The sequence below is a fragment of the Chryseobacterium sp. 1B4 genome (genome assembly GCF_036631475.1).
Taxonomy (GTDB): domain Bacteria; phylum Bacteroidota; class Bacteroidia; order Flavobacteriales; family Weeksellaceae; genus Chryseobacterium.
In genome coordinates this window covers 74,061-94,394 of sequence record NZ_JAPNUF010000005.1, presented here as the reverse complement: position 1 = coordinate 94,394, position 20,334 = coordinate 74,061, and the positions used below count along the sequence as shown (strand labels likewise).

Sequence of the window (20,334 nt, the reverse complement as noted above, 5' to 3'; positions counted from 1 at the left end):
CAGGAATAATAAATAACTGAGTTCATTTTTCTTTTTTTACATTTGCTGAAAATAGATTTTACTTTTGAACAAAGACATTTAAAAAACGTCTCTTTGACATCAGAAGAAAAATAAAACATTAAACATCATACGAATTCAATGACCATCATTATTACAGGAACCTCATCAGGAATCGGGTTTGCATTGGCAGAATATTTTGGTAAAAAAGGACATAAAGTATATGGCCTGAGCCGGAAGCATACAGAAAGTAAATACTTCAAATCCATACCTACGGATGTAACAGATAATACCGCTGTACAGAATGCCGTTGCGGAGGTTTTAAAAACAGAAAGCAAAATTGATGTTCTGATCAACAATGCCGGAATGGGAATGGTAGGCGCAGTAGAAGATTCTACGAAAGAAGATATTTTAAAATTGTTCAGCCTGAACCTTGCCGGACCTGTACAGATGATGAGTGCTGTCCTTCCGAACATGCGTGCGCATAAATTTGGAAAGATCATTAATGTTTCCAGCATCGGAAGTGAAATGGGTCTTCCTTTCCGTGGATTTTATTCAGCGTCAAAATCGGCATTGGATAAAGTAACCGAAGCAATGAGATATGAAGTATATCCATGGAATATCGACGTTTGCTCTCTGCATCTTGGAGATATAAAAACCAATATAGCAGACAACCGAGTGATTGCACAGATTTCCCAGCCTTACAAAAACGTTTTTGACAAAGTATATGCTTTGATGAACTCCCACGTAAATGACGGAACTGATCCTTTGGAAGTAGCAGAATACGTTGAAAAACTTTTAGCAAAAGATAAATGGAAAGCTCATTATTATTTTGGTAAATTCGGGCAGAAAATCGGGGTTCCTTTGAAATGGATTCTTCCGCAGGGAACTTATGAGAATTTGATGAAAAAATATAATAAACTGGATAAAAATTAGTTGATTGATAAGGCGCATTGTCATTCTGAACACTGACTGAAAGTCTGCGGACATAGTTCAGAAGTGCAGTGAAGAATCTTTTTACTGAAGATTTCAATTCCCTTAACATTCATAATGATAAATTGAAACTGTTTCTGAAAATATTTTTTGTACTGTTCTGCGTTTTTACACAAGCGCAGAAGAAGCAGTATTGGCTGATTGATACAGAAACCAAGATCAGAAAAAAGTAAAAGATTCTACCTCTGCAGTAAAATTCCTGGATTCATTAGCACAGAATAACTATTTCTTTACCAGACTGAAAGACGTAAAAGTAAAGGGAGACAGTACTGAAATTTTCTATGATAAAGGAAAGAACTTTAATGAAACTTATGTAAACCTCACAGATTCTCTGGTTCAGAAACTGAAAATTCAGAAAGATTTTTTCACTAAAAATTTAGATTCCACCAAAAAAAGTATCAACAAGACGTATATTGATGAGGGCTATTCTTTCAGCAGAATCAAATCTAAATATAAAGGTCAGAAAAACGGCTATCCGATCGTAGAACTTGACATCAATAAAAACGATAAAAGAACGATCAACGGATTTGTAGTAAAAGGATATGAAAAAGTTCCCAAACGATTTATTAAAAACCTTGAAAAGGAATTTAAAGGCAAAAATTATGATGACAAAAACCTTTTAGCCATCAATAAAACCTTCCAGAGCCATCCTTTTTTAACGCTGGAACGGCAGCCGCAAACTCTGTTCACAAAAGATTCCACCAGCATTTTTCTGTTCCTGGAAAAGAAAAAGACCAATACTTTTGACGGGGTAATCGGTTTCGGGAACGATAAAACTTCCAAGTTTACCTTAAACGGAACGATGAATGTGAATTTCAGGAATATGTTCAACGGTTTTGAAACCGTCAATTTATACTGGCAGAGAAACCCGGATAAAGGACAGACTTTCGATCTCCAGGTGGATATTCCGTACCTGTTCAAATCCAATGTCGGGATGAATGCGAAAGTGAATATCTACAGGCAGGACTCTACGTTTGCCAATGTGAAGTTCCTTCCTGCTTTCTATTATCACATCAATAACCGGAACAAAATAGGTTTAAGAGGAACCCTGGAAAGCTCTACCATTATTGACTCCTTATACGTTCAGGGGAAAGACTATAACAAAAAAGGGATCGGGGTATGGTTTGAAATGACGGAACCTACCGATATTGATCTTTTCCTTTATAAGACAAGGATCAATGCAGGATATGATTTTTTGACAACCACCTATTCTAAAGATAATATCAAAGCTAATCAAAACCAGTTTTATTTCTTTGGGGAACACAATTATCATATTTCCGGAAACCATTTCCTGAATATTAAAGGGGAAGGAGCCATGATGGATTCAAAAATAGAATTCTCCACCAATGAATTATACCGTTTCGGAGGGTGGAATTCCATGCGTGGATTCAATGAAAACTCGCTCGCCGCCGACTTCTATTATTATGGAAGCCTGGAATACCGGTATCTTATCGGTAATCAGGCCTTCTTCGATGTCTTCGGGCAATATGGACAGCTCAATAATAAATCTTTGAATGTAAGGCCTAAACTTTACAGTGTCGGGCTTGGTTTCAATTTCTTTATTCCTATCGGCCTGATGAGCTTCCAGCTGTCTAACGGTAATGAATTTGGAAATCCTTTCAAATTTAATGATACAAAAATCCACTGGGGAATTCTGAGCAGGTTTTAGAAATAGAAAGGAAGAGGGTAGCTGGAGGCCGGAAGTTATCGAAGTCACTGTTTTACTATCCTGTTATTTCTATAGAAAGATTTTCTTCAAAAACTTATTACTGAGGGCTTCAAGAACTTGACAACACCGCAATAACTTCCTGCTTCCCTCTCCCAGCACTGTCTAATGGTAATGAAAAGGAAGAGGGAAGCTGGAGGCCGGAAGTTATCGAAGTCACTGTTTACTATCCTGTTATTTCTATAGAAAGATTTTCTTCAAAAACTTATTACTGAGGGCTTCAAGAACTTGACAACACCGCAATAACTTCCTGCTTCCCTCTCCCAGCGCTGTCTAATGGTAATGAATTGGAAAGTCCTTTTAAGTTTAATGATACAAAAATCCACTGGGGAATTCCGAGCAGGTTTTAGAAATAGAAAGGAAGAGGGAAGCTGGAGGCCGGAAGTTATCGAAGTCACTGTTTTACTATCCTGTTATTTCTATAGAAAGATTTTCTTTAAAAACTTATTACTGAGGGCTTCAAGAACTTGACAACACCGCAATAACTTCCTGTCTCCCTCTTCCAGCGCTGTCTAATGGTAATGAATTGGAAAGTCCTTTTAAGTTTAATGATACAAAAATCCACTGGGGAATTCTGAGCAGGTTTTAGAAATAGAAAGGAAGAGGGTAGCTGGAGGCCGGAAGTTATCGAAGTCACTGTTTTACTATCCTGTTATTTCTATAGAAAGATTTTCTTCAAAAACTTATTACTGAGGGCTTCAAGAACTTGACAACACCGCAATAACTTCCTGCTTCCCTCTCCCAGCTTCCTACCTTATAATAATATATAATAAAGCAAAATCCCTTATACAAAGGGCATTTTCAATTTTACCTTTCTATTAATTCTTCCTGTTAAAAAATATTAAATCGTATTTTTATTTTAATACATCATTAAAATACAGGTAACAGTGCCCTGCTAAATTTGTCTTCAAAAAAATGAAGAAAACTCTAGCCACTTTTGCCGTTTTTTTACTTCCTCTTTATTTTTCTGCCCAGGAAATCAATATTACCGGAAATGTAAAATCAGAAAACGGTTCCAGTGTTTCCGGTGTGAATATCACCGACAAAAATACAGGAAAGACCGCAACTACTGATGAAAACGGTAATTTCACCATTTCTGCAAATCCCAAAGATATTCTTGAATTCTTTGCTCCTGACTTTTCTGTTTATACCGTTGAGGTTTCTTCCAAAAAACAGTATTCCGTTGTTTTAAAAAAGCCGAACGAAAAGCAGATTGAAGGAGTCGTTATTACCGCTTTGGGTATTGCCAAGAAAAAGAAAAGATTGGTTATGCCACTCAGGAAGTGGGAACAAAGCAATTTGAAACGATTACCACACCAAGTATCGGGAATTTATTCTCCGGACAGGTTGCAGGTCTGAATGTTTCCAATCCAACAGGAATGCAGCAGGCTCCACAGTTTACGCTGAGAGGAAATTCAAATCTTATTTTTGTTATTGACGGTGTCATTGTGGAAAAAGAGGTCTTCCAGAATTTAGATCCCAACAATATTGAAAATATTAACGTTCTGAAAGGTGCTACAGCTTCTGCCTTATATGGATCAAGAGGCCGCTACGGAGCCGTTTTGATCACCACAAAAAATGCGAAGAAGAAGGGATTCTCTGTTGAATTCTCCCAAAATACGATGATCACAGGAGGGTTTACCAATCTCCCGAAAACTCAGACCGAATATGGTAACGGTTCTCATGGGAAATATGAATTCTGGGATGGGGCTGACGGGGGAGTTAATGACGGAGATATGATCTGGGGTCCAAAGTTTGTTCCCGGGTTGCAGATTGCCCAGTGGAACAGTCCGATCAGGGATAAAGTAACAGGCCAGGTCGTTCCGTGGTACGGAGCTGTAACAGGAACCCAGTATGATGATAAATCAAGGTATGAAAGAGTTCCGATCGACTGGAAATACCATGATAACTTAAATACTTTTTAAAACCTGCGGTTATCAACAATAATAACTTTGCTATCAGCTACAGAAATAACAAGGACGTCTACAGGTTCTCCGGGAATTTCATGAATTATGATGACAGGGTCCCGAATTCCTATCTTCAGAAATACGGAATCAACTTCTCTTCTGAAAACCATCTTGGTGAAAAATTAATCTTTGATACAAAATTTAACTTCAACCAGGCCTTCACCCCTAACATCCCCAACTACGATTACAACCCAAGCGGACACATGTACACCATCCTGATCTGGATGGGAGGTGATGTAGACGGCAAAGCGCTTAAAAATCATATGTGGATCCCAGGAAAAGAAGGAAGAGCACAGGCCAACTGGAACTACGCATGGTACAATAACCCATGGTTCGGAGCTGAGTATTATAAAAATCAGAACAGAACGAATATCATCAATGCACAGACAGGTTTAGAGTATAAAGCTACGCAGGATCTTTCGGTAAAAGGAAAAATATCCATTGTGGAAAACCACAGCAAAACGGAAATATTGAGCCCTTATTCCTATTTCAATTACAGTGCACCGAGAAGTGGCGGCTACATTCTGAAAGATAATAAAACATGGAACCTTAACTACGATATCCTGGCAACTTACAAGAAAAAAATATCTGATAACTTTGATTTCACCATCAATGCCGGAGGTTCTGCTTTCTATTATAAAAACAACAATAATGAAAGGTCTACGGACGGATTGAAAATTCCTGAAGTATACACCTTTGAAAACTCTATCGGAACACTGAAAAATTATACCTACCTGAAGGAAAAGCTGATTTACAGTGCTTATTCTACAATTGATATCGGATTGTACAACGCTTTCTTCATTAATATCTCAGGGCGTAATGACTGGTCATCCACACTTCCTAAAGCCAACAGGTCTTACTTCTACCCTTCTGCATCCGTAAGTGCGGTTATTTCAAACCTGGTAAAAATGCCGGAGTCCATCAATATGTTAAAGCTTTCCGCTTCATGGGCCAAAGTAGCGTATGATTTCCAGCCTTATGCGATCAGGAATTATTATCTGAATAACCAGGGAATCACATTCAATGGAAATCCTACGTATTATTATCCAACAACCCTGAACGTAGAAAACTCTTTGAAGCCGGAACAGACAAAATCATATGAATTAGGGTTAAGTGCAGGTTTCCTGAATAACAGAATTACCCTGGATGCCACTTATTTCAGAACATTGGATTATAATAATATTCTCCAGTTCCCGGCAGCTGAATCCTCAGGCTTCACTTCACAATATGTAAACGGGAATGAGTATACCACGAAAGGTTTTGAAATTACTCTTGGTATGGTTCCGGTAAAAACAGCTGATTTCAGCTGGAAAACCTTAATCAACTGGAGTACTTATGAACAAAAGCTGACTTCCATTTATGATAATATGCCCAACTATCAAAATATTAAGTTGGGTGAAAGAATGGACAGCTATTATGACTATACATGGCAAAAGTCTCCGGACGGAAAAGTCATTCTTGATGCCAATACAGGAATGCCAACAAGAGCTAATGCCCCAACGAACTTAGGACATTTCAATCCGGACTGGACTTTTGGTTTTAATAACACCTTTAAATACAAGAAGTTTACTTTAAATATAGGAATCGATGGCAGCATCGGCGGTGTCATGAGATCGCAGGTTGTTGAAAAGATGTGGTGGGGAGGAAAACATCCTAATTCTGTAGCGTACAGAGATCTTGAGTATGCAAATCCGGGAACGTATTATTTTGTACCGGATGGGGTAAATTACAATCCTGCGACAGGCCTTTATACTCCGCATACAAAAGCAATCAGCTTCCAGGACTGGGCACAGAATTATCCATACCAGGCAAGAGTAACACAGGATGAAAGCGAAGAATTTGCCAACGTTTTCGACAGGACTTTCGTTAAGCTCAGATCTGTAGTCCTGGAATATGACTTTTCTTCGTTACTAAACCCGAAAGGAATGGTAAAAGGCTTTACTGCCAATATTTCTGCCTACAATCTGGCGATGTGGAAAAAATCCAAGAACCTTTACTCCGATCCGGATTTCCAGATCAGGTCAGGCAGAAGCGGAGATATCGCTAATGATATCCAGGACCCATCCAGCAGATGGTTCGGAATCGGTTTTAATCTTAAGTTTTAACTAAAAAGTACATCAAGACAATGAAAAATACCATAAAGAATATAAAAGGACAAAAAGGTAAAACGGCAAAATGGCTGATGAGGTCTATAGTTGCTGCAGGACTTCTGACATTGGCTTCATGCGAATCCAACCTTGACACCATCAATGAAAATCCTAATGACCAGGCCAGCATTGAGCCTAAATATCTTCTAACCTATGTGGAAAAATATACATTTCAGGTCAATGGAGATAATATGTATGCTTCAAGAATGATGATCGGTACCGACGGCGAGAATTCTTATCAGTATATGAAATGGAATGACACCTCTTTTGAAGTGTATACCAAAGGACTCCTGAATACAGGAAAAATGATGCAGGAAGCAGAGAAAAGAGGAAATAAAAATTATCTGGCCATCGGGAAATTTCTGAGAGCCTATCATTTTTTCAACATCAGCTTAAAAGTGGGAAGTGCCCCCTATTCTGAGGCAGCCAAAGGTGAATCCGGAATCACACAGCCTAAATATGACACACAGGAAGCGATCATGGCCGGAATTTTATCAGAGTTGAAAGAAGCCAATGATCTTATTAATACCAGCGACAAAATTGAGGGGGATATTGTATACAACGGAGATGCCTTAAAGTGGAAAAAACTGATCAACTCCTTCCGTCTGAAAATTCTGATCACTTTATCTAAAAAAACAACGGTAGGAAGCTATAATATCGCTTCAGAATTTGCATCCATTGCAGGAAGCCAGTCTCTTATGACCTCCATTGCGGATAACGGCGAACTTAAGTTTGCTGATGCCGCAGACAGCAGGTACACGATGTTTAATAACAGCGGATACGGCTCCAGTTTGTATATGGCAGATTATTTCATCAATATGTTCAAAGACAGACATGACCCGCGTTTGTTTACTTTTGCAGCACAGACTACGGGAGCAAAAGAAGCAGGAAAAGCAATCACAGATTATACAGCTTATAACGGTGGAAATCCTACTTCGCCGTATTCTGACAATGCGGCTCTGATCACTGCTAAAAATATTTCCAAAGTAAACGACCGCTTCTATAAAGATCCTACCAATGAACCTGCTTCTGTATTAAGCTATTCAGAACTTGAGTTTATCCTGGCCGAGGCTGCGGCAAGAGGCTGGATTTCCGGATCTGCAAAAACACATTATGATAATGCGATCAAAGCCAGTTTCAGTTTTTATCAGACGTATGTAAAAAATCCGGGACAATATTTCTCAGGTTTTGATGTGAATCAGTACCTTACAACGCCTTTAGTCGTTTATAATGACGCCGATCCTTTACAGACACAGCTGGAAAAGATCATGACTCAAAAATACATGACTATGTTCCATCAGGCGCAGTGGACTTCTTATTATGATTATTTAAGAACAGGCTATCCGAATTATCCGTTAAAGTCCGGAGTTGCTGCACCTTTCAGGTTCAGATACCCGCAATCTGAATACAATTATAACAGCAATAATCTAAAAGCTGCTTTAAACGCTCAGTACGGAGGTAATGATAATATCAACTCCAAACCATGGTGGTTACAATAAAAATCTGATTATTTTTATATAAAAACGAAGAAACCGCAGGAAAATCCTATTAACTTGCGGTTTCTTTCTTATTACGATTGAACATGAACAGAAGAGAATTTTTAGAGAAATCAAGTCTTTTATTAGCAGGTTTAGGAACTTCAGGCGTACTGCATCCTTCCATTTTAAAAGCTTTAGCCATTGATCCGGCTGCCCAGTCTACATTTTATGATGCAGAACATGTCGTAATCCTGATGCAGGAGAACCGTTCTTTTGACCATGCTTTTGGTGCTCTTAAAGGAGTAAGGGGCTTTTTAGATAAAAGAGCTTTTGTAAAGCAGGATGGACATTCTGTTTTCTTTCAAAAGAATGACGAAGGGAAATATGCATCTCCCGCCCGTCTGGATTTAAGAAATACGAAATCTACCTGGATGAGCTCTCTGCCTCATTCATGGGCAGATCAGCAAAAAGCGCTTAACAAAGGAAAATTTGACCAGTGGCTTCAGGCCAAAGCTTCAGGCAATAAAGATTATAAAAATATTCCGCTGACATTAGGCTATTACAACCGTGAGGACCTTCCGTTTTATTATCAGCTGGCTGATGCATTTACCATATTCGACCAGTATTTCTGTTCTTCCCTTACCGGGACTACTCCTAACAGATTATTCCTTTGGTCGGGTACATTGAGAGAACAGCAAAACGGAAAAGTGAAAGCCAATGTTGTCAATGAAAATATTGATTACGATAAAGCGAGACAGGCCAAATGGAAAACCTTCCCGGAGATTCTGGAACAGCAGAATGTTTCGTGGAGAATTTACCAGAATGAAATCAGTCTTCCAAAAGGAATGTCCGGCGAGCAGGAAGCCTGGCTGAGTAATTTTACCGATAACCCGATTGAATGGTTTTCAAAATTCAATGTTAAGTTTTCGAAAGGATATTATGAAAACATCCCCAATATCATAACCTATCTGAAAAAGGAAATTGAAAAAAATCCTGATCAGAAAAAACGGCTGGAAGCTATGCTGGCTGAAGTTCAGGAAGACCAGGTAAAATACCATCCTGATAATTATTCAAAACTTTCAGAAGAAGAGAAAAACCTTCACGAAAAAGCTTTCACCACCAATATAAATGATCCTGATTACTGGAAGCTGGAAATAGGAAAAGATGAAAACGGAGAAAGGCTTGTAGTTCCTGAAGGTGATGTATTATTCCAGTTCCGTAAAGATGTGGAAGAGAAAAAGCTTCCGCTGGTTTCATGGCTGGTGGCACCCGAACATTTTTCTGACCATCCGGGATCACCGTGGTATGGAGCATGGTATATTTCCGAGGTTCTGAATATTTTGACCAAAGATCCTGAAACCTGAAAAAAACAATATTTATCATCAATTATGATGAAAACGACGGCTACTTTGATCATGTACTGCCTTTCGCCCCTCCGATGAATCCAAGCCAGCCCGTTGATATGAACGGAAAAGAAGGTGCAGAATATGTAGACAGGTCCCAGGAATATATGTCCGATCCCTCTTTAAAAAATTATGAAAAAATTGAAGGAACCGTAGGATTGGGCTACAGGGTTCCCATGATCATTGCTTCCCCATGGACAAAGGGCGGTTTTGTTAATTCCGAAGTATCAGACCACACTTCGGTATTACAATTCCTGGAGAAATTCATCATGAAAAAATTCAATAAGAATGTTCATGTTGAGAATATCAGTGACTGGAGAAGAGCGGTATGCGGAGATCTTACCTCTGCGTTTAATTCTTCCAGTGTAAAAGCTCCGCGGATGGATTATCTGAATCAGAAAGATTACGCCAAAACCATCAATGCTGCCAAAAATAAGCCGGTACCCAACCTGAAATGGTATTCTGAAAATGAACTGAATGAGAATTTACTTGATATTCAGGAAAGAGGTTTGAAACCATCCAATCCTTTACCTTATCATTTCCATGTCAATTTGGAAGGGAAAAAGATCAAAATGTCCAATTTAAAAGAGAATGGAGTTCCGCTTTTGGTGTATGACAGGACTCAATTCAACAATAGCAGTTATCATTTTTCATATGCCTTATATTCCAGACAGACACTATCCCATGCTGTACATTCAGGAGCATATGATTACGAAATTTTCGGTCCCAATGGCTTTTTCAGGAAGTTTAAAGGAGATAATATTCCGGAAACAGAGGTTATTTTGACCAATACAACTTCAAAAATCAGATCGAACTGACCATCAGAACTCATCAAAAGAAAAATATTTCTATAATCCTGGAAGATCTGTACAGAAAAACGAAGAAATCCATTGCTGTACAAAAAACGGAAGAAAAAATTATTATCGATCTTGATAAATATAAAGGCTGGTATGATCTGAAAGTCAAATTAAACGATCACCTGTGGCATTTTGCCGGAAGAATAGAAACCGGAAAAGTTTCCGTTTCCGATCCGCACTGGGCTTAAAAAAGGCTTATAATAGTAATAAAAACCTGTACAAATTTGTACAGGTTTTTTTGAGTTATTTCACAACTATAATGCATTACATATGACAAATAAATACTCATATAAAAAATGTGGTATATTTTTTCACCGTATACTGAATTTTCTTATCTTCACTTAACTAATTAACAGTGTCATGAAAAAACTAAATTTAACTATTGCAGCGTCTTTATTTACGCTTGCTCTATCAGGGAATCTGAGCGCACAGGATACCAATACAGATACCCATACAGTCACAGTTTCTATTCCTGAAGTGGCCCTGGTAGATATTGAGCCAGCTGCCACAAAAAACATTACTCTTGGCTTTACAGCGCCTACAGAAGCAGGAAATCCTATTATTCCTGCTGCGGCCAACACTACTTTATGGCTTAATTATTCTTCCATTAAATCTGTTGCAGACCCTACCCGTAACGTAAGTGTAAAAATGAACGCTATCATTCCGGGAGTTGATATCCACGTAACTGCTGCTGCTGCTACCGGAGCAGGTGCAGGAACGTTAGGAACATCTGCAGGTCTGCTGACCTTAAGTGCGGCTGACCAGACTATTATTTCCGGGATTGGAAGTGCTTATACAGGGAATGGCGCCAACAACGGCCACAATCTTACCTATGCGCTTGCTGCAGGAAGCGGCCCCGGAGGAGTAGCAGCCTACGCAGATTTACAGGCAACAGCCACTGTAGTAGCTACCGTTACCTATACAATATCAGACAATTAGAATTTAAACAAGATTCTATTTTTCATTCAAAAACAAGGAGAAGTTGTTATCAGTTTCTTCCTGGTTTTGTATTACTATGATTTAACTCCAAACTTTATATATGATAAAGCGTATTCTTATTTTGATCACCCTGATTTTGCAGTTCTGCTTTTTACATGCCGGCATTGTGATTCTCAACGGGCTTACGCATTCTTACAAAATAGAAAACGGAAAGGTTTATAAAGGGAAAATTGCCATTGAAAATACAGGCAGCAATCCTCAGAGTGTAAAAATATTTTTACAGGATTACACCTACCATGCTGACGGAACGATCAACTATACGGCATTACATACCAATAAACGCAGTAACGGGGAGTGGCTGAAACTCAATACCAATCTGGTTACTTTGAAAGGTAAGGAAAAGACTGAGGTATTTTATGAAATAACTGTTCCCAATGAGGCCATGGATCCGGGAAGTTATTGGAGCGTTATCATGGTAGAACCGGTAGAGGAGATAAAGCCCAGCGACAAAAAGCCTGGTGTAAGTATTACTTCTGTTATACGATATGCCATTCAGGTCATTACAGATATTGAAACTGAAAAGGCCAAACCGGACCTTAAATTTGAAAGTGTAAAAGTAGAAAAACAAGAAGGAAAGAAAACCGTAAAGATCGCAATTGCCAATAATGGCAATCTGTATTGTAAACCGACGGCAGCCATTGAAATCTATAACCGTAAGACAGGTGAAAAAGTGGGAACATACTCAAGTTTAACGATGGGACTGTTACCAAATACTTCCAAAACATTTTACATTGATATCAATACCGTACCACCGGATAAATACAGAGCCGCTATAATAGCCACAGATGAAGAGGAAAATGCATTTGCGCTGAATGTGGAATTAGAAGTAAAAAATGATTAGAACCTGGACATTATTTATTATCATATTATCATTCCCGGCATTTATTTTTCTCAGCAGCAATCCAACCGATTGACCAGTAAAAAAGATAGTTTAATGCCGGGAATGTCCACTTCTATTCCCTTTACATTAGAAAATAATTCAGCAGAAAGCAGGACTTATGATATTTCAGTCAGCACATCAAGTTCGTCTATACATCCTATTTTAGCTAAAGGGGAATTTCAGCTTGCTCCTTATGAAACATCAGCATATCTGGTTCCATTACGCATCGGTATAGAAACAGGAAAAGGTTCCTATTCTGTAACACTGAATATTGTTGATCGTAACAACGGAATATCTTTTACAAAGACTTCGGAAATCACAGTTTCCGGAAACAGGAATCTTTTGGTCACCATTCTGGATTCCCCTGAGTTTGTAAGAGCCGGAGAAACCATTAAGGCCTCTTTCCTTTTAAAAAATAATGGTAATGTAACCGAAAGCATTGCGCTGGAAAGTAAAAATGCAGTTGTTGACCATGAGTCATCGCTCATACTGGCTCCTAATGAATCAAAAATGATCAGCATTCACAAAGCCACAAGCCCGGATCTCATTCAAAATGAATTTCAGAACCTAAATCTTTCGGTACATCCGGCTGCCAATCCAAAAGAAAGCCAGGATTACTATTCAAGCACACAGGTTATATCGCTAAAACCCTCTGAAAAGGATATTTATCACAGGCTGCCGGTTGCTTTTTCTTTATCCTTTATCGGGATGCAGAATATGGGAATTTATCATGATGGTTTTCAGGGCGAAATCTATGGCAAGGGGACTCTTGATAAAGACAATAAAAATCAGGTCGAATTCAGGGCTGTCACACATAATCCTGTTGAACTTAACACTTTTACCCAATATGAGGAATATTTTGTGAATTATCAACGAAACAATTTTTTCTTCATCTCGGTGATAAAACCTATTCTTCATCCTATCTCACAGAGTTTGCAAGATACGGACGCGGGGCAGAAATCCGGTATGATTTTAATAAAGTAAGCTTTGGCGGATTTTATAATCATCCCAGATTCTTCAGAGATATAAAAGATGAATTGAATATCTATTCAGCCTTCAGGATCCGGAAAGAGTCTGAAATTTCTGTAGGTTATCTCTTTAAAACACCAAGAAAGGAAGAAATCAGGTATGGAGAGGTAAGACTTGATTCTGATGCTCATCTCCCCTACACAAAAGGAAAATTTAAAATTTCGAAAAACATCAACCTGTCCGGAGAATTAGCGTACAGTACAACGCAGAAAACAGACGGAACGGCTTATTTGCTTCAGGCAGAAGCCGTTTTCAAGAAGTTAAACGGAAGCTTGATATACATGAGAGCCAGCCCGGATTTTGCCGGATATTTTACCAATACGAATACCTTTAATGGAAATGTGTATTACAATATCACAAAAAAATCAGTGTATTTGCCAATTATATGCAGGATGCAAAAAACTTCCAACGGGATACCCTGTTGCTGGCTGCACCCTACAGAAAGTATTTCCAATATGGCATACAGTACAGATATCTGCCCAACGGTTTTATTACACTTAATAATGGCCATCAAACGTATAAAGACCGCCTGGAGCCCAAACAGTTTGACTATTATGAGCGTTATTTCAAAGTAAGTATCAATCAGCAGATCGGAGTGTTCCAGATCAACCTTGATGGGCAGTTTGGTAAAACGGATAATTACCTGACAGGTTTCAGCGGTAATTCCAGTTTCTATTCTGCCAATCTTTCCTTCCAAAAATTCAGAACCTCTTTTAACATTTTCGGGAGTTATGCCATCAGCTCAAGATATCAGCTTCAGAATCAAAAAAACCTTTATTATGGAGCAAGGATATTTAGCCGATTCTCTGATAAGACCAGTTTAAGCCTTTTTTATCAGAACAATTATATGCCGGAGGAATATTTTAAAGACAGGAATCTTTTTGAGCTTCTTTTTCACCAGCAATTATTTCCGGGAAACGAACTTGATCTTTCTGGAAGATATTCATTGCAAAGAGGAGAAATCGGGGATAAAGATTTTATATTTTCGATGCGTTATACATGGCGTCCCAATATTCCGGTGCAAAAAACTGCTGAGTATACTTCGCTGTCGGGCAATGTTGCCAACCTGGGGGTTAAAAAGACAGATGGAATCAGATTAATGCTTGGAAGTTATCTGTCTGTTACGGATAAGGATGGAAATTATATGTTTAAAAATGTTATTCCTGGTAATTATTTCCTTGAAATAGACCGTTCAACCACAGAAATCAATGACATCCCCACCCAGACATTTCCAGCCGCCCTTTCACTCGTGAATAAGGAGAATATTTTTAATTTCGGAATAACAGCTGCAGCCCATATTCAGGGATACGTGAGGTTCCTGGAAACAGGAGAAAAGGATCAGGCAGATATTGAACAGCTGCAATCAGGAAAAGGAAAGAAAAAAGAGAAAGTATTATTGTAGAAGCCAGCAATAACGACCAGGCTTTCCGTAAAGTATGCTATATAGGGGAAGAGTTTGATTTCACTTATCTCCGGCCGGGAGACTGGACTGTTAAAGTTTACCGTAACGGACTGGATAAGCGCTATAAAATATCTACAGACAAATTTATGTTTACATTAAAACCTTCGGAAACAAAGAAAATAACCATCAATGTTGTCAAGCATCAGTTAGAAATCAAATATCAGCAGGAATCCCTGAAAGTAGGATATAATGAAATAAAAAAGAAAAAATGATTCGTTCCATACTATTAATAATAGCATTTATTGTATCTGGCTCCATGTATTCCCAGACCGCAAGTACTACTGTCAGCCTTACATTGCCCGTAGTAACTTTAATGGATATTGAACCCGCAGGAAGTATTACGCTGAATTTTACGGCTCCTACCGAGGCAGGAAATGCGCTTGGAACCCCAACTCCCAATACGTCAAAATGGGTCAACTATACGTCTGCCATTACTCCCGGCGGACTTACCAGAAGAATTACAGCCTCAGTAAATAAAGTAATAGCAGGAGTCAATATAAGACTTCAGGCTGCAGCAGCATCCGGAGCCGGTGGAGGAACATTGGGAACATCATCAGGCCAGGTGATCCTTACCACTACTCCTGTCACAATCATTAGTGGTATTGGAGGAGCTTATACAGGGAATGGTGCCAATAACGGACATGCACTCACCATTTCACTGGCTACAAATACCTATGCTAATTTAGTGGCACAGGCAAATACGGCTATTGTCATCACCTACACCATCACAGAGTAAACCGAAAAATGAACACTAAAAATCCCATCATAAAACCGTCCCTGAAAAGATATCTATACCTTATTATTTTAATAACGGGAAACATTCTTAAGGGGCAAACCATAAATATTACGGGCACCAGCTGGACTGCAACTGTACCTACTATTACGGAAGCCGGAACTAATTATGCCGGAACTTATGATAATCCCAGCCTGCTAACATTATCAGGCCATTTACCCGGATCTTTTCTGAACCTTCTTACAAGCTCCGGAGCCAGGATCAGCATGCAGCATGTTCCCACTTCCTGGAACAGCTCTCTGAAACTTTATGCAAAAAGAAGTGGAGGTACAGCAACAATCAACGGTCTTTGTGTATTGTGTAGCGCTACAATTAATGGCGGAACGGCTAATTATATAGAAATACCGCAAGCTACTGCCGCAACACTTTCCACAATAACTTTCAGTGGAGTACTAGGACTCAGTAACAGTGTAGATTATTCCGGTATTAATGTACAGCTGGAGATAGGCGGCGTTTCCGTGACAATTCCTGCTGCTGCATACAGTACACAAGTAGTTTTCACAATTGGAGCCAATTAAAACTCCAAAGTCAGTCCATACTTATCATAATTAATTGAATAATCCATTTAAAGGGATATTCAGTCAATTTTGTATCAAAAAAACAATCCCTTTCAAAATCAGAAAAGGATTGTTTTTTTGTATTTAAACTTTAATTAATGTTTGGCCCACCAAAGAGGGGTCAGTACAGCATCTGTGCCGCCAAGTAATTGTACAGCCTTGTCATATCCAGACTGATCAGTATTTCTGAAAGTACTTGGATATCTTAATCTCTGAGGGAAATTCTGAATAGAATTCGTCATATAGTTTCCTGAGTTCAGATTAGGCAGGTTTGGCAATGGAGTTTCGATGGCTGGGTTTTCAAAAAACGGCAGCCCAAGTCTTCTCTGATCATTCCAGGATTCTAACGGCAACCAAGGCATATTGGCAATATATTTCTGGGTAATAATTTTTGTCAGTTTATCATTCTTTACCGATCCATTCTTATAAATGGTATTTACAGGATATTTAATTTCAACAGAAACTAAGTTCCCGGTTACGGGGTCTTTATATTTCATCGTATGGCTCACTCCCGGTTCTGTAATATGGCTGTAAGAAACAGAAGTACCGTCACGGTTATAATCCGTTGAAGTAATATATTGACCATAGAATTGTGAAACTCCATTATAAACAAAACTTTCCTGAATTCCTTTATTATATGCAGCTTCATCACTCATTGGAACTGTCCAGCCTTTTAATGCAGCTTCCGCCAAAAGGAAATAGGTTTCCCAGCTGGCAAAAAATATTCTTGCATTCTTACTTTCCCTGTACTGCTTACCTAAAGCCGGCATACATCCTACTACATTTCTCAAGCCGTTTCTCTGTCCTTTTACTCCCCAATTTCCAATGGTATAGGCATTCCAGGTATTTACGGTATTTATTGTTATTTTAGAATTATCTTCAAACGTAAGATCTCCGTGGTTGGTAGTTGCCTGATTGGTATAAGTCGGATATAATGAGTAAACCGGGCTTGTAAGATCACCCGGAATATAGAATGTTTTATATGCTCTCGGATCGATTTTATTGGGTAATCCGTCCAACCAATATCCTGCACTTGGGTCATTGGTCATTGTAGTGAACTGCTGATCATATTTTATACCAATATAATCAGGTGCCTTTACCTGTGTATGTTGAGCCGCTGGTAATTGGTCTGTAGAATTTACTCCTCCTAGCCCAATGTATAAATTATTAAGGGTTGCTGATAAAATTTGAGAGTTCCATTCTCTGGACATTACACCTGTTAAGGCATCCCATCCCGGTTTTTCAGCAACTTTAAAGTTATCTGCACTTGAAGCGATAAACATATTTGAATTAGCCGCTGCTTCAAATTCTGTTTTTGCTTTTGAAGGATCTACTTCGGCGATTCTCATGGCAATTCTCATCCTCATAGAGTTGGCATACTTTACCCACTGAGTCCAGTTAAACCCATAAACCATATCATAAGCATTAGCATTTGATGGTACTCCCTGCGTTGTGTCCATTTTTGCGACTGCATCTTTCAATTCTTCCAAAATAAAATAATACACTTCTTTTTCAGAATTAAAAGTAGGATTCGTTCCCTGAAAAGCCTGAATAGGTTGTGGTCCGAAATTATCCGAAAATTCACTCATTAAATAAGCTCTCCAAATTCTGGAAACCTGAATGACATTATCATAATAAGGTTTTCCCTGTCCGGCCGTCTTTTTTTCATTAGCCAACTGAATGGCCGCATTCGCATTATTCAGCCAGTCTGAAATGTATTTCCAATATTCGGAAGTCCAGGAATCGTCGTAAGTTCCACCTGCAATTCCGGTTGTCAAATGCTGTCTTGCTGCCGTTTTCCAGTATAAAACAAAAACACGTTCTGCAATATTAGGATCTTGCTGGGCACCGAGAATTGAGTTATTTAATAAATATTCAGGTTCTGCCTTATTAGTATCTACAGCAAACGGGTTATTATTGATGTCTTCAAAGTCATTGCATGAAGTACATAGTAAACCAATCGTAAAAAATGATAAGATATATTTTTTCATTGTTTCAGTTGTTAATTAAAAGCCTAAAGTGATTGTAAATAAATAAGATCTTGAAGTAGGAAAAGCAAGGTTTTCAAATCCTGTAGCATTAGAGTTAATTGCGAATACGGATTCCGGATCAATTCCTTTGGCTTTACTGTAGATCATCCATACGTTATTTGCCGTAAAAGCTACTTTAGCACTCTGTAAGGCTAGTTTTTGGAAAATACTTTTAGGAAAATTATAGGTCAGCTGAATATTTCTTAAACGAATATTGGTAGCATCATAAATGTTTTGCTCTGTAATTCCTAAATTTCCAGCGGTTACAGCTCCCCAATAATCCTGTTGAGTAATTTCTTTAGTATTTGCTGTATAACCGCCATTTCCCTCCACTACGGCATCCAAGATCATATTATCACGTTTTCCTCCGGGTGCAGTGTCTGCGGCAAGCCCATTCGCTTGTAATGCAGCTTGCGTTGCAGAGAAAAATTTACCTCCGATTCTTCCATCAATTAAAAATGAAAGTCCAATATTTTTATAAACAAAGCTGTTTGTAAAACCAAACAAAGCTCTTGGGGTTTGATCTCCCAGATAATATTGATCAGGAGCTGCCTGTGGTAATCCGTTTTGATCCACAATCAATTTTCCGTAATAAGGACTGCTGGCATCTTCTACTCTCAGGAATTTTGTTCCATAAATGGCCCCGTAAGGCTTTCCTACTTCTGCGAAGAAAGCAACGTTATCAAAACCTGATAAAGGATATTTTGAAACAATTCCATCAATTTTATCGATGTTACTTTTTAGAGTTGAAAAGTTGGCATTGACATTCCACACAAAACTTTCCTTCTTAAAGATATCTGTATTCATTACGAATTCAAACCCTTTATTATGCAGTCCTCCTGAATTAATCATCATTCTTTCATATCCGGAAAGTGGATTTATCGGAATAGCTATAAGCTGATCGGTAGCATTATTATTAAAATAACTTATATCCAGAGATACTCTGTCAAAAAACTTCATATCTGCCCCGACTTCAAAAGTTTTAAGCTTTTCCGCATGCAAATCCGGATTAAAAAGTATCTTATTTCTTGCAAGTACAATATGTCCGTTTGGATCAGTGGAAGCGAGATATGTATTGTACAAGCTTTGAGGCGGTAAAGAGTTTCCTACGACTGCGTAGGCCGCGCGAAGCTTAGCAAATGTTAAGGCATTTAAAGTTGTACCATTTATTTTCTTCAGCATATCTGTCAAAACTAATGAAGTACTGACGGAAGAATAAAAATAAGACCTGTTATTAATACTTAAAGTAGAAGACCAATCATTTCTTGCCGTAGCATTCAGAAACCAATATCCGTCATAATTAATTTCAGCAGCCGCAAATACTGAATTAATTTTTTTCCACATATCAACTTCAGTCGTCGTAACAGAAGCAAGATCACTCGTATTAGATGTGCTGAAAACATTGGCAATGATAAGATTCTGCGTGGAAAAATATAATGCCTTATCCCTGCTTTCCATCATCTGTCCATAAACAGAAAGCGATCCTCCCCATTTACCAGCAATATTATCTTTTTTAGCATTAAGACTTATGATATAGTTATTCTCATAAAACTTTTCCTGACCAGTAGAGTAAGAATTATTACGGCCAGATCCTGTCCAAACACGTGCATCAGTATTTAAAGAATAAAAATCCGTTCCTAATCTTACATCAGCGCTCAACCAGTTATTAAATTGATATTTAAGATAACCGTTTAATAAAAACCTGTCTTTTTTATCAGCGTTCAATGCATTATAAGCCGTCCAATAGGGATTAATTCCATTGGAGGTTATCCAGCGAGATGTCACTCCATTTTGCATCTGCCCCTCACGATAATCTCTTACATCAACATTTTGAGGCATCAGAAGGATTCTTGGATAGTAATTTCCATCACCTTGCCCTGCAGAAGGTCTGTTTGTACCTTTAACACTCATATACTGGGCTTTCACCTCAGTAGTCCATCTTTTATTAGCTCCAAAATTAGCATTCATTTTTGCCATAAAATTGAACCTCTCATATTTTGAGTTGGGAATCTGGCT

14 protein-coding genes and 1 pseudogene are annotated in these 20,334 nt (G+C 38.5%); 13 read left to right on the top strand and 2 right to left on the bottom strand.

Going from position 1 to position 20,334, the window contains the following annotated elements; genetic code table 11:
• Nucleotides 1-138: 138 nt before the first annotated feature.
• From OWR28_RS04060 to OWR28_RS03990, 13 genes and pseudogenes are all read left to right on the top strand, one after another.
• Nucleotides 139-933: an SDR family oxidoreductase gene (locus tag OWR28_RS04060; RefSeq protein WP_332385588.1), complete on the top strand. Its 795-nt coding sequence runs from the start codon at nucleotides 139-141 to the stop codon at nucleotides 931-933.
• 865 nt (nucleotides 934-1,798) lie between these two features.
• Nucleotides 1,799-2,659: a hypothetical protein gene (locus tag OWR28_RS04055; RefSeq protein WP_332385587.1), complete on the top strand. Its 861-nt coding sequence runs from the start codon at nucleotides 1,799-1,801 to the stop codon at nucleotides 2,657-2,659.
• A 972-nt stretch (nucleotides 2,660-3,631) separates the two neighbouring features.
• A pseudogene (locus OWR28_RS04040) lies at nucleotides 3,632-6,788 on the top strand (SusC/RagA family TonB-linked outer membrane protein).
• A 20-nt stretch (nucleotides 6,789-6,808) separates the two neighbouring features.
• The gene (locus OWR28_RS04035) at nucleotides 6,809-8,329 is read left to right on the top strand and encodes a SusD/RagB family nutrient-binding outer membrane lipoprotein (RefSeq protein ID WP_332385583.1); all 1,521 of its coding nucleotides are present in this window, start codon (nucleotides 6,809-6,811) and stop codon (nucleotides 8,327-8,329) included.
• Nucleotides 8,330-8,412: 83 nt separating this feature from the next.
• A complete protein-coding gene (locus tag OWR28_RS04030) occupies nucleotides 8,413-9,672 on the top strand; it encodes an alkaline phosphatase family protein (RefSeq protein WP_332385582.1) in 1,260 nt (419 codons plus the stop codon).
• Complete coding sequence (locus tag OWR28_RS04025) at nucleotides 9,669-10,529, top strand: alkaline phosphatase family protein (RefSeq protein ID WP_332385817.1); 861 nt, start codon at nucleotides 9,669-9,671, stop codon at nucleotides 10,527-10,529. Before OWR28_RS04030 ends, OWR28_RS04025 begins: the two co-directional genes overlap by 4 nt.
• Before the next feature lie 399 nt (nucleotides 10,530-10,928).
• Complete coding sequence (locus tag OWR28_RS04020; protein WP_332385581.1) at nucleotides 10,929-11,507, top strand: hypothetical protein; 579 nt, start codon at nucleotides 10,929-10,931, stop codon at nucleotides 11,505-11,507.
• Between the two features lie 100 nt (nucleotides 11,508-11,607).
• On the top strand, nucleotides 11,608-12,408 hold the full coding sequence (locus OWR28_RS04015) for a WxL protein host-binding domain-containing protein (RefSeq protein ID WP_332385580.1): 801 nt from the start codon (nucleotides 11,608-11,610) through the stop codon (nucleotides 12,406-12,408).
• Nucleotides 12,409-12,501: 93 nt separating this feature from the next.
• A complete protein-coding gene (locus OWR28_RS04010; RefSeq protein WP_332385579.1) occupies nucleotides 12,502-13,431 on the top strand; it encodes a hypothetical protein in 930 nt (309 codons plus the stop codon).
• Nucleotides 13,432-13,897: 466 nt separating this feature from the next.
• A complete protein-coding gene (locus tag OWR28_RS04005; protein ID WP_332385578.1) occupies nucleotides 13,898-14,878 on the top strand; it encodes a hypothetical protein in 981 nt (326 codons plus the stop codon).
• A 146-nt stretch (nucleotides 14,879-15,024) separates the two neighbouring features.
• The gene (locus OWR28_RS04000) at nucleotides 15,025-15,150 is read left to right on the top strand and encodes a hypothetical protein (RefSeq protein WP_332385577.1); all 126 of its coding nucleotides are present in this window, start codon (nucleotides 15,025-15,027) and stop codon (nucleotides 15,148-15,150) included.
• Nucleotides 15,147-15,674: a hypothetical protein gene (locus tag OWR28_RS03995; protein WP_332385576.1), complete on the top strand. Its 528-nt coding sequence runs from the start codon at nucleotides 15,147-15,149 to the stop codon at nucleotides 15,672-15,674. The genes OWR28_RS04000 and OWR28_RS03995 overlap by 4 nt, the downstream gene beginning before the upstream one ends.
• An 8-nt stretch (nucleotides 15,675-15,682) precedes the next feature.
• Complete coding sequence (locus OWR28_RS03990) at nucleotides 15,683-16,249, top strand: hypothetical protein (protein ID WP_332385575.1); 567 nt, start codon at nucleotides 15,683-15,685, stop codon at nucleotides 16,247-16,249.
• Nucleotides 16,250-16,383: 134 nt separating this feature from the next.
• Here OWR28_RS03990 and OWR28_RS03985 read toward each other — a convergent pair whose 3' ends face one another.
• Both OWR28_RS03985 and OWR28_RS03980 read right to left on the bottom strand, forming a co-directional pair.
• Nucleotides 16,384-18,279 (bottom strand): SusD/RagB family nutrient-binding outer membrane lipoprotein, encoded by a 1,896-nt coding sequence (locus OWR28_RS03985; protein ID WP_332385574.1) that lies wholly within the window; start codon nucleotides 18,277-18,279, stop codon nucleotides 16,384-16,386.
• Nucleotides 18,280-18,294: 15 nt separating this feature from the next.
• Nucleotides 18,295-20,286 carry a hypothetical protein gene (locus OWR28_RS03980; RefSeq protein WP_332385573.1) on the bottom strand — a complete coding sequence of 664 codons (1,992 nt, stop codon included), beginning with the start codon at nucleotides 20,284-20,286 and terminating at the stop codon, nucleotides 18,295-18,297.
• Nucleotides 20,287-20,334: the final 48 nt, after the last annotated feature.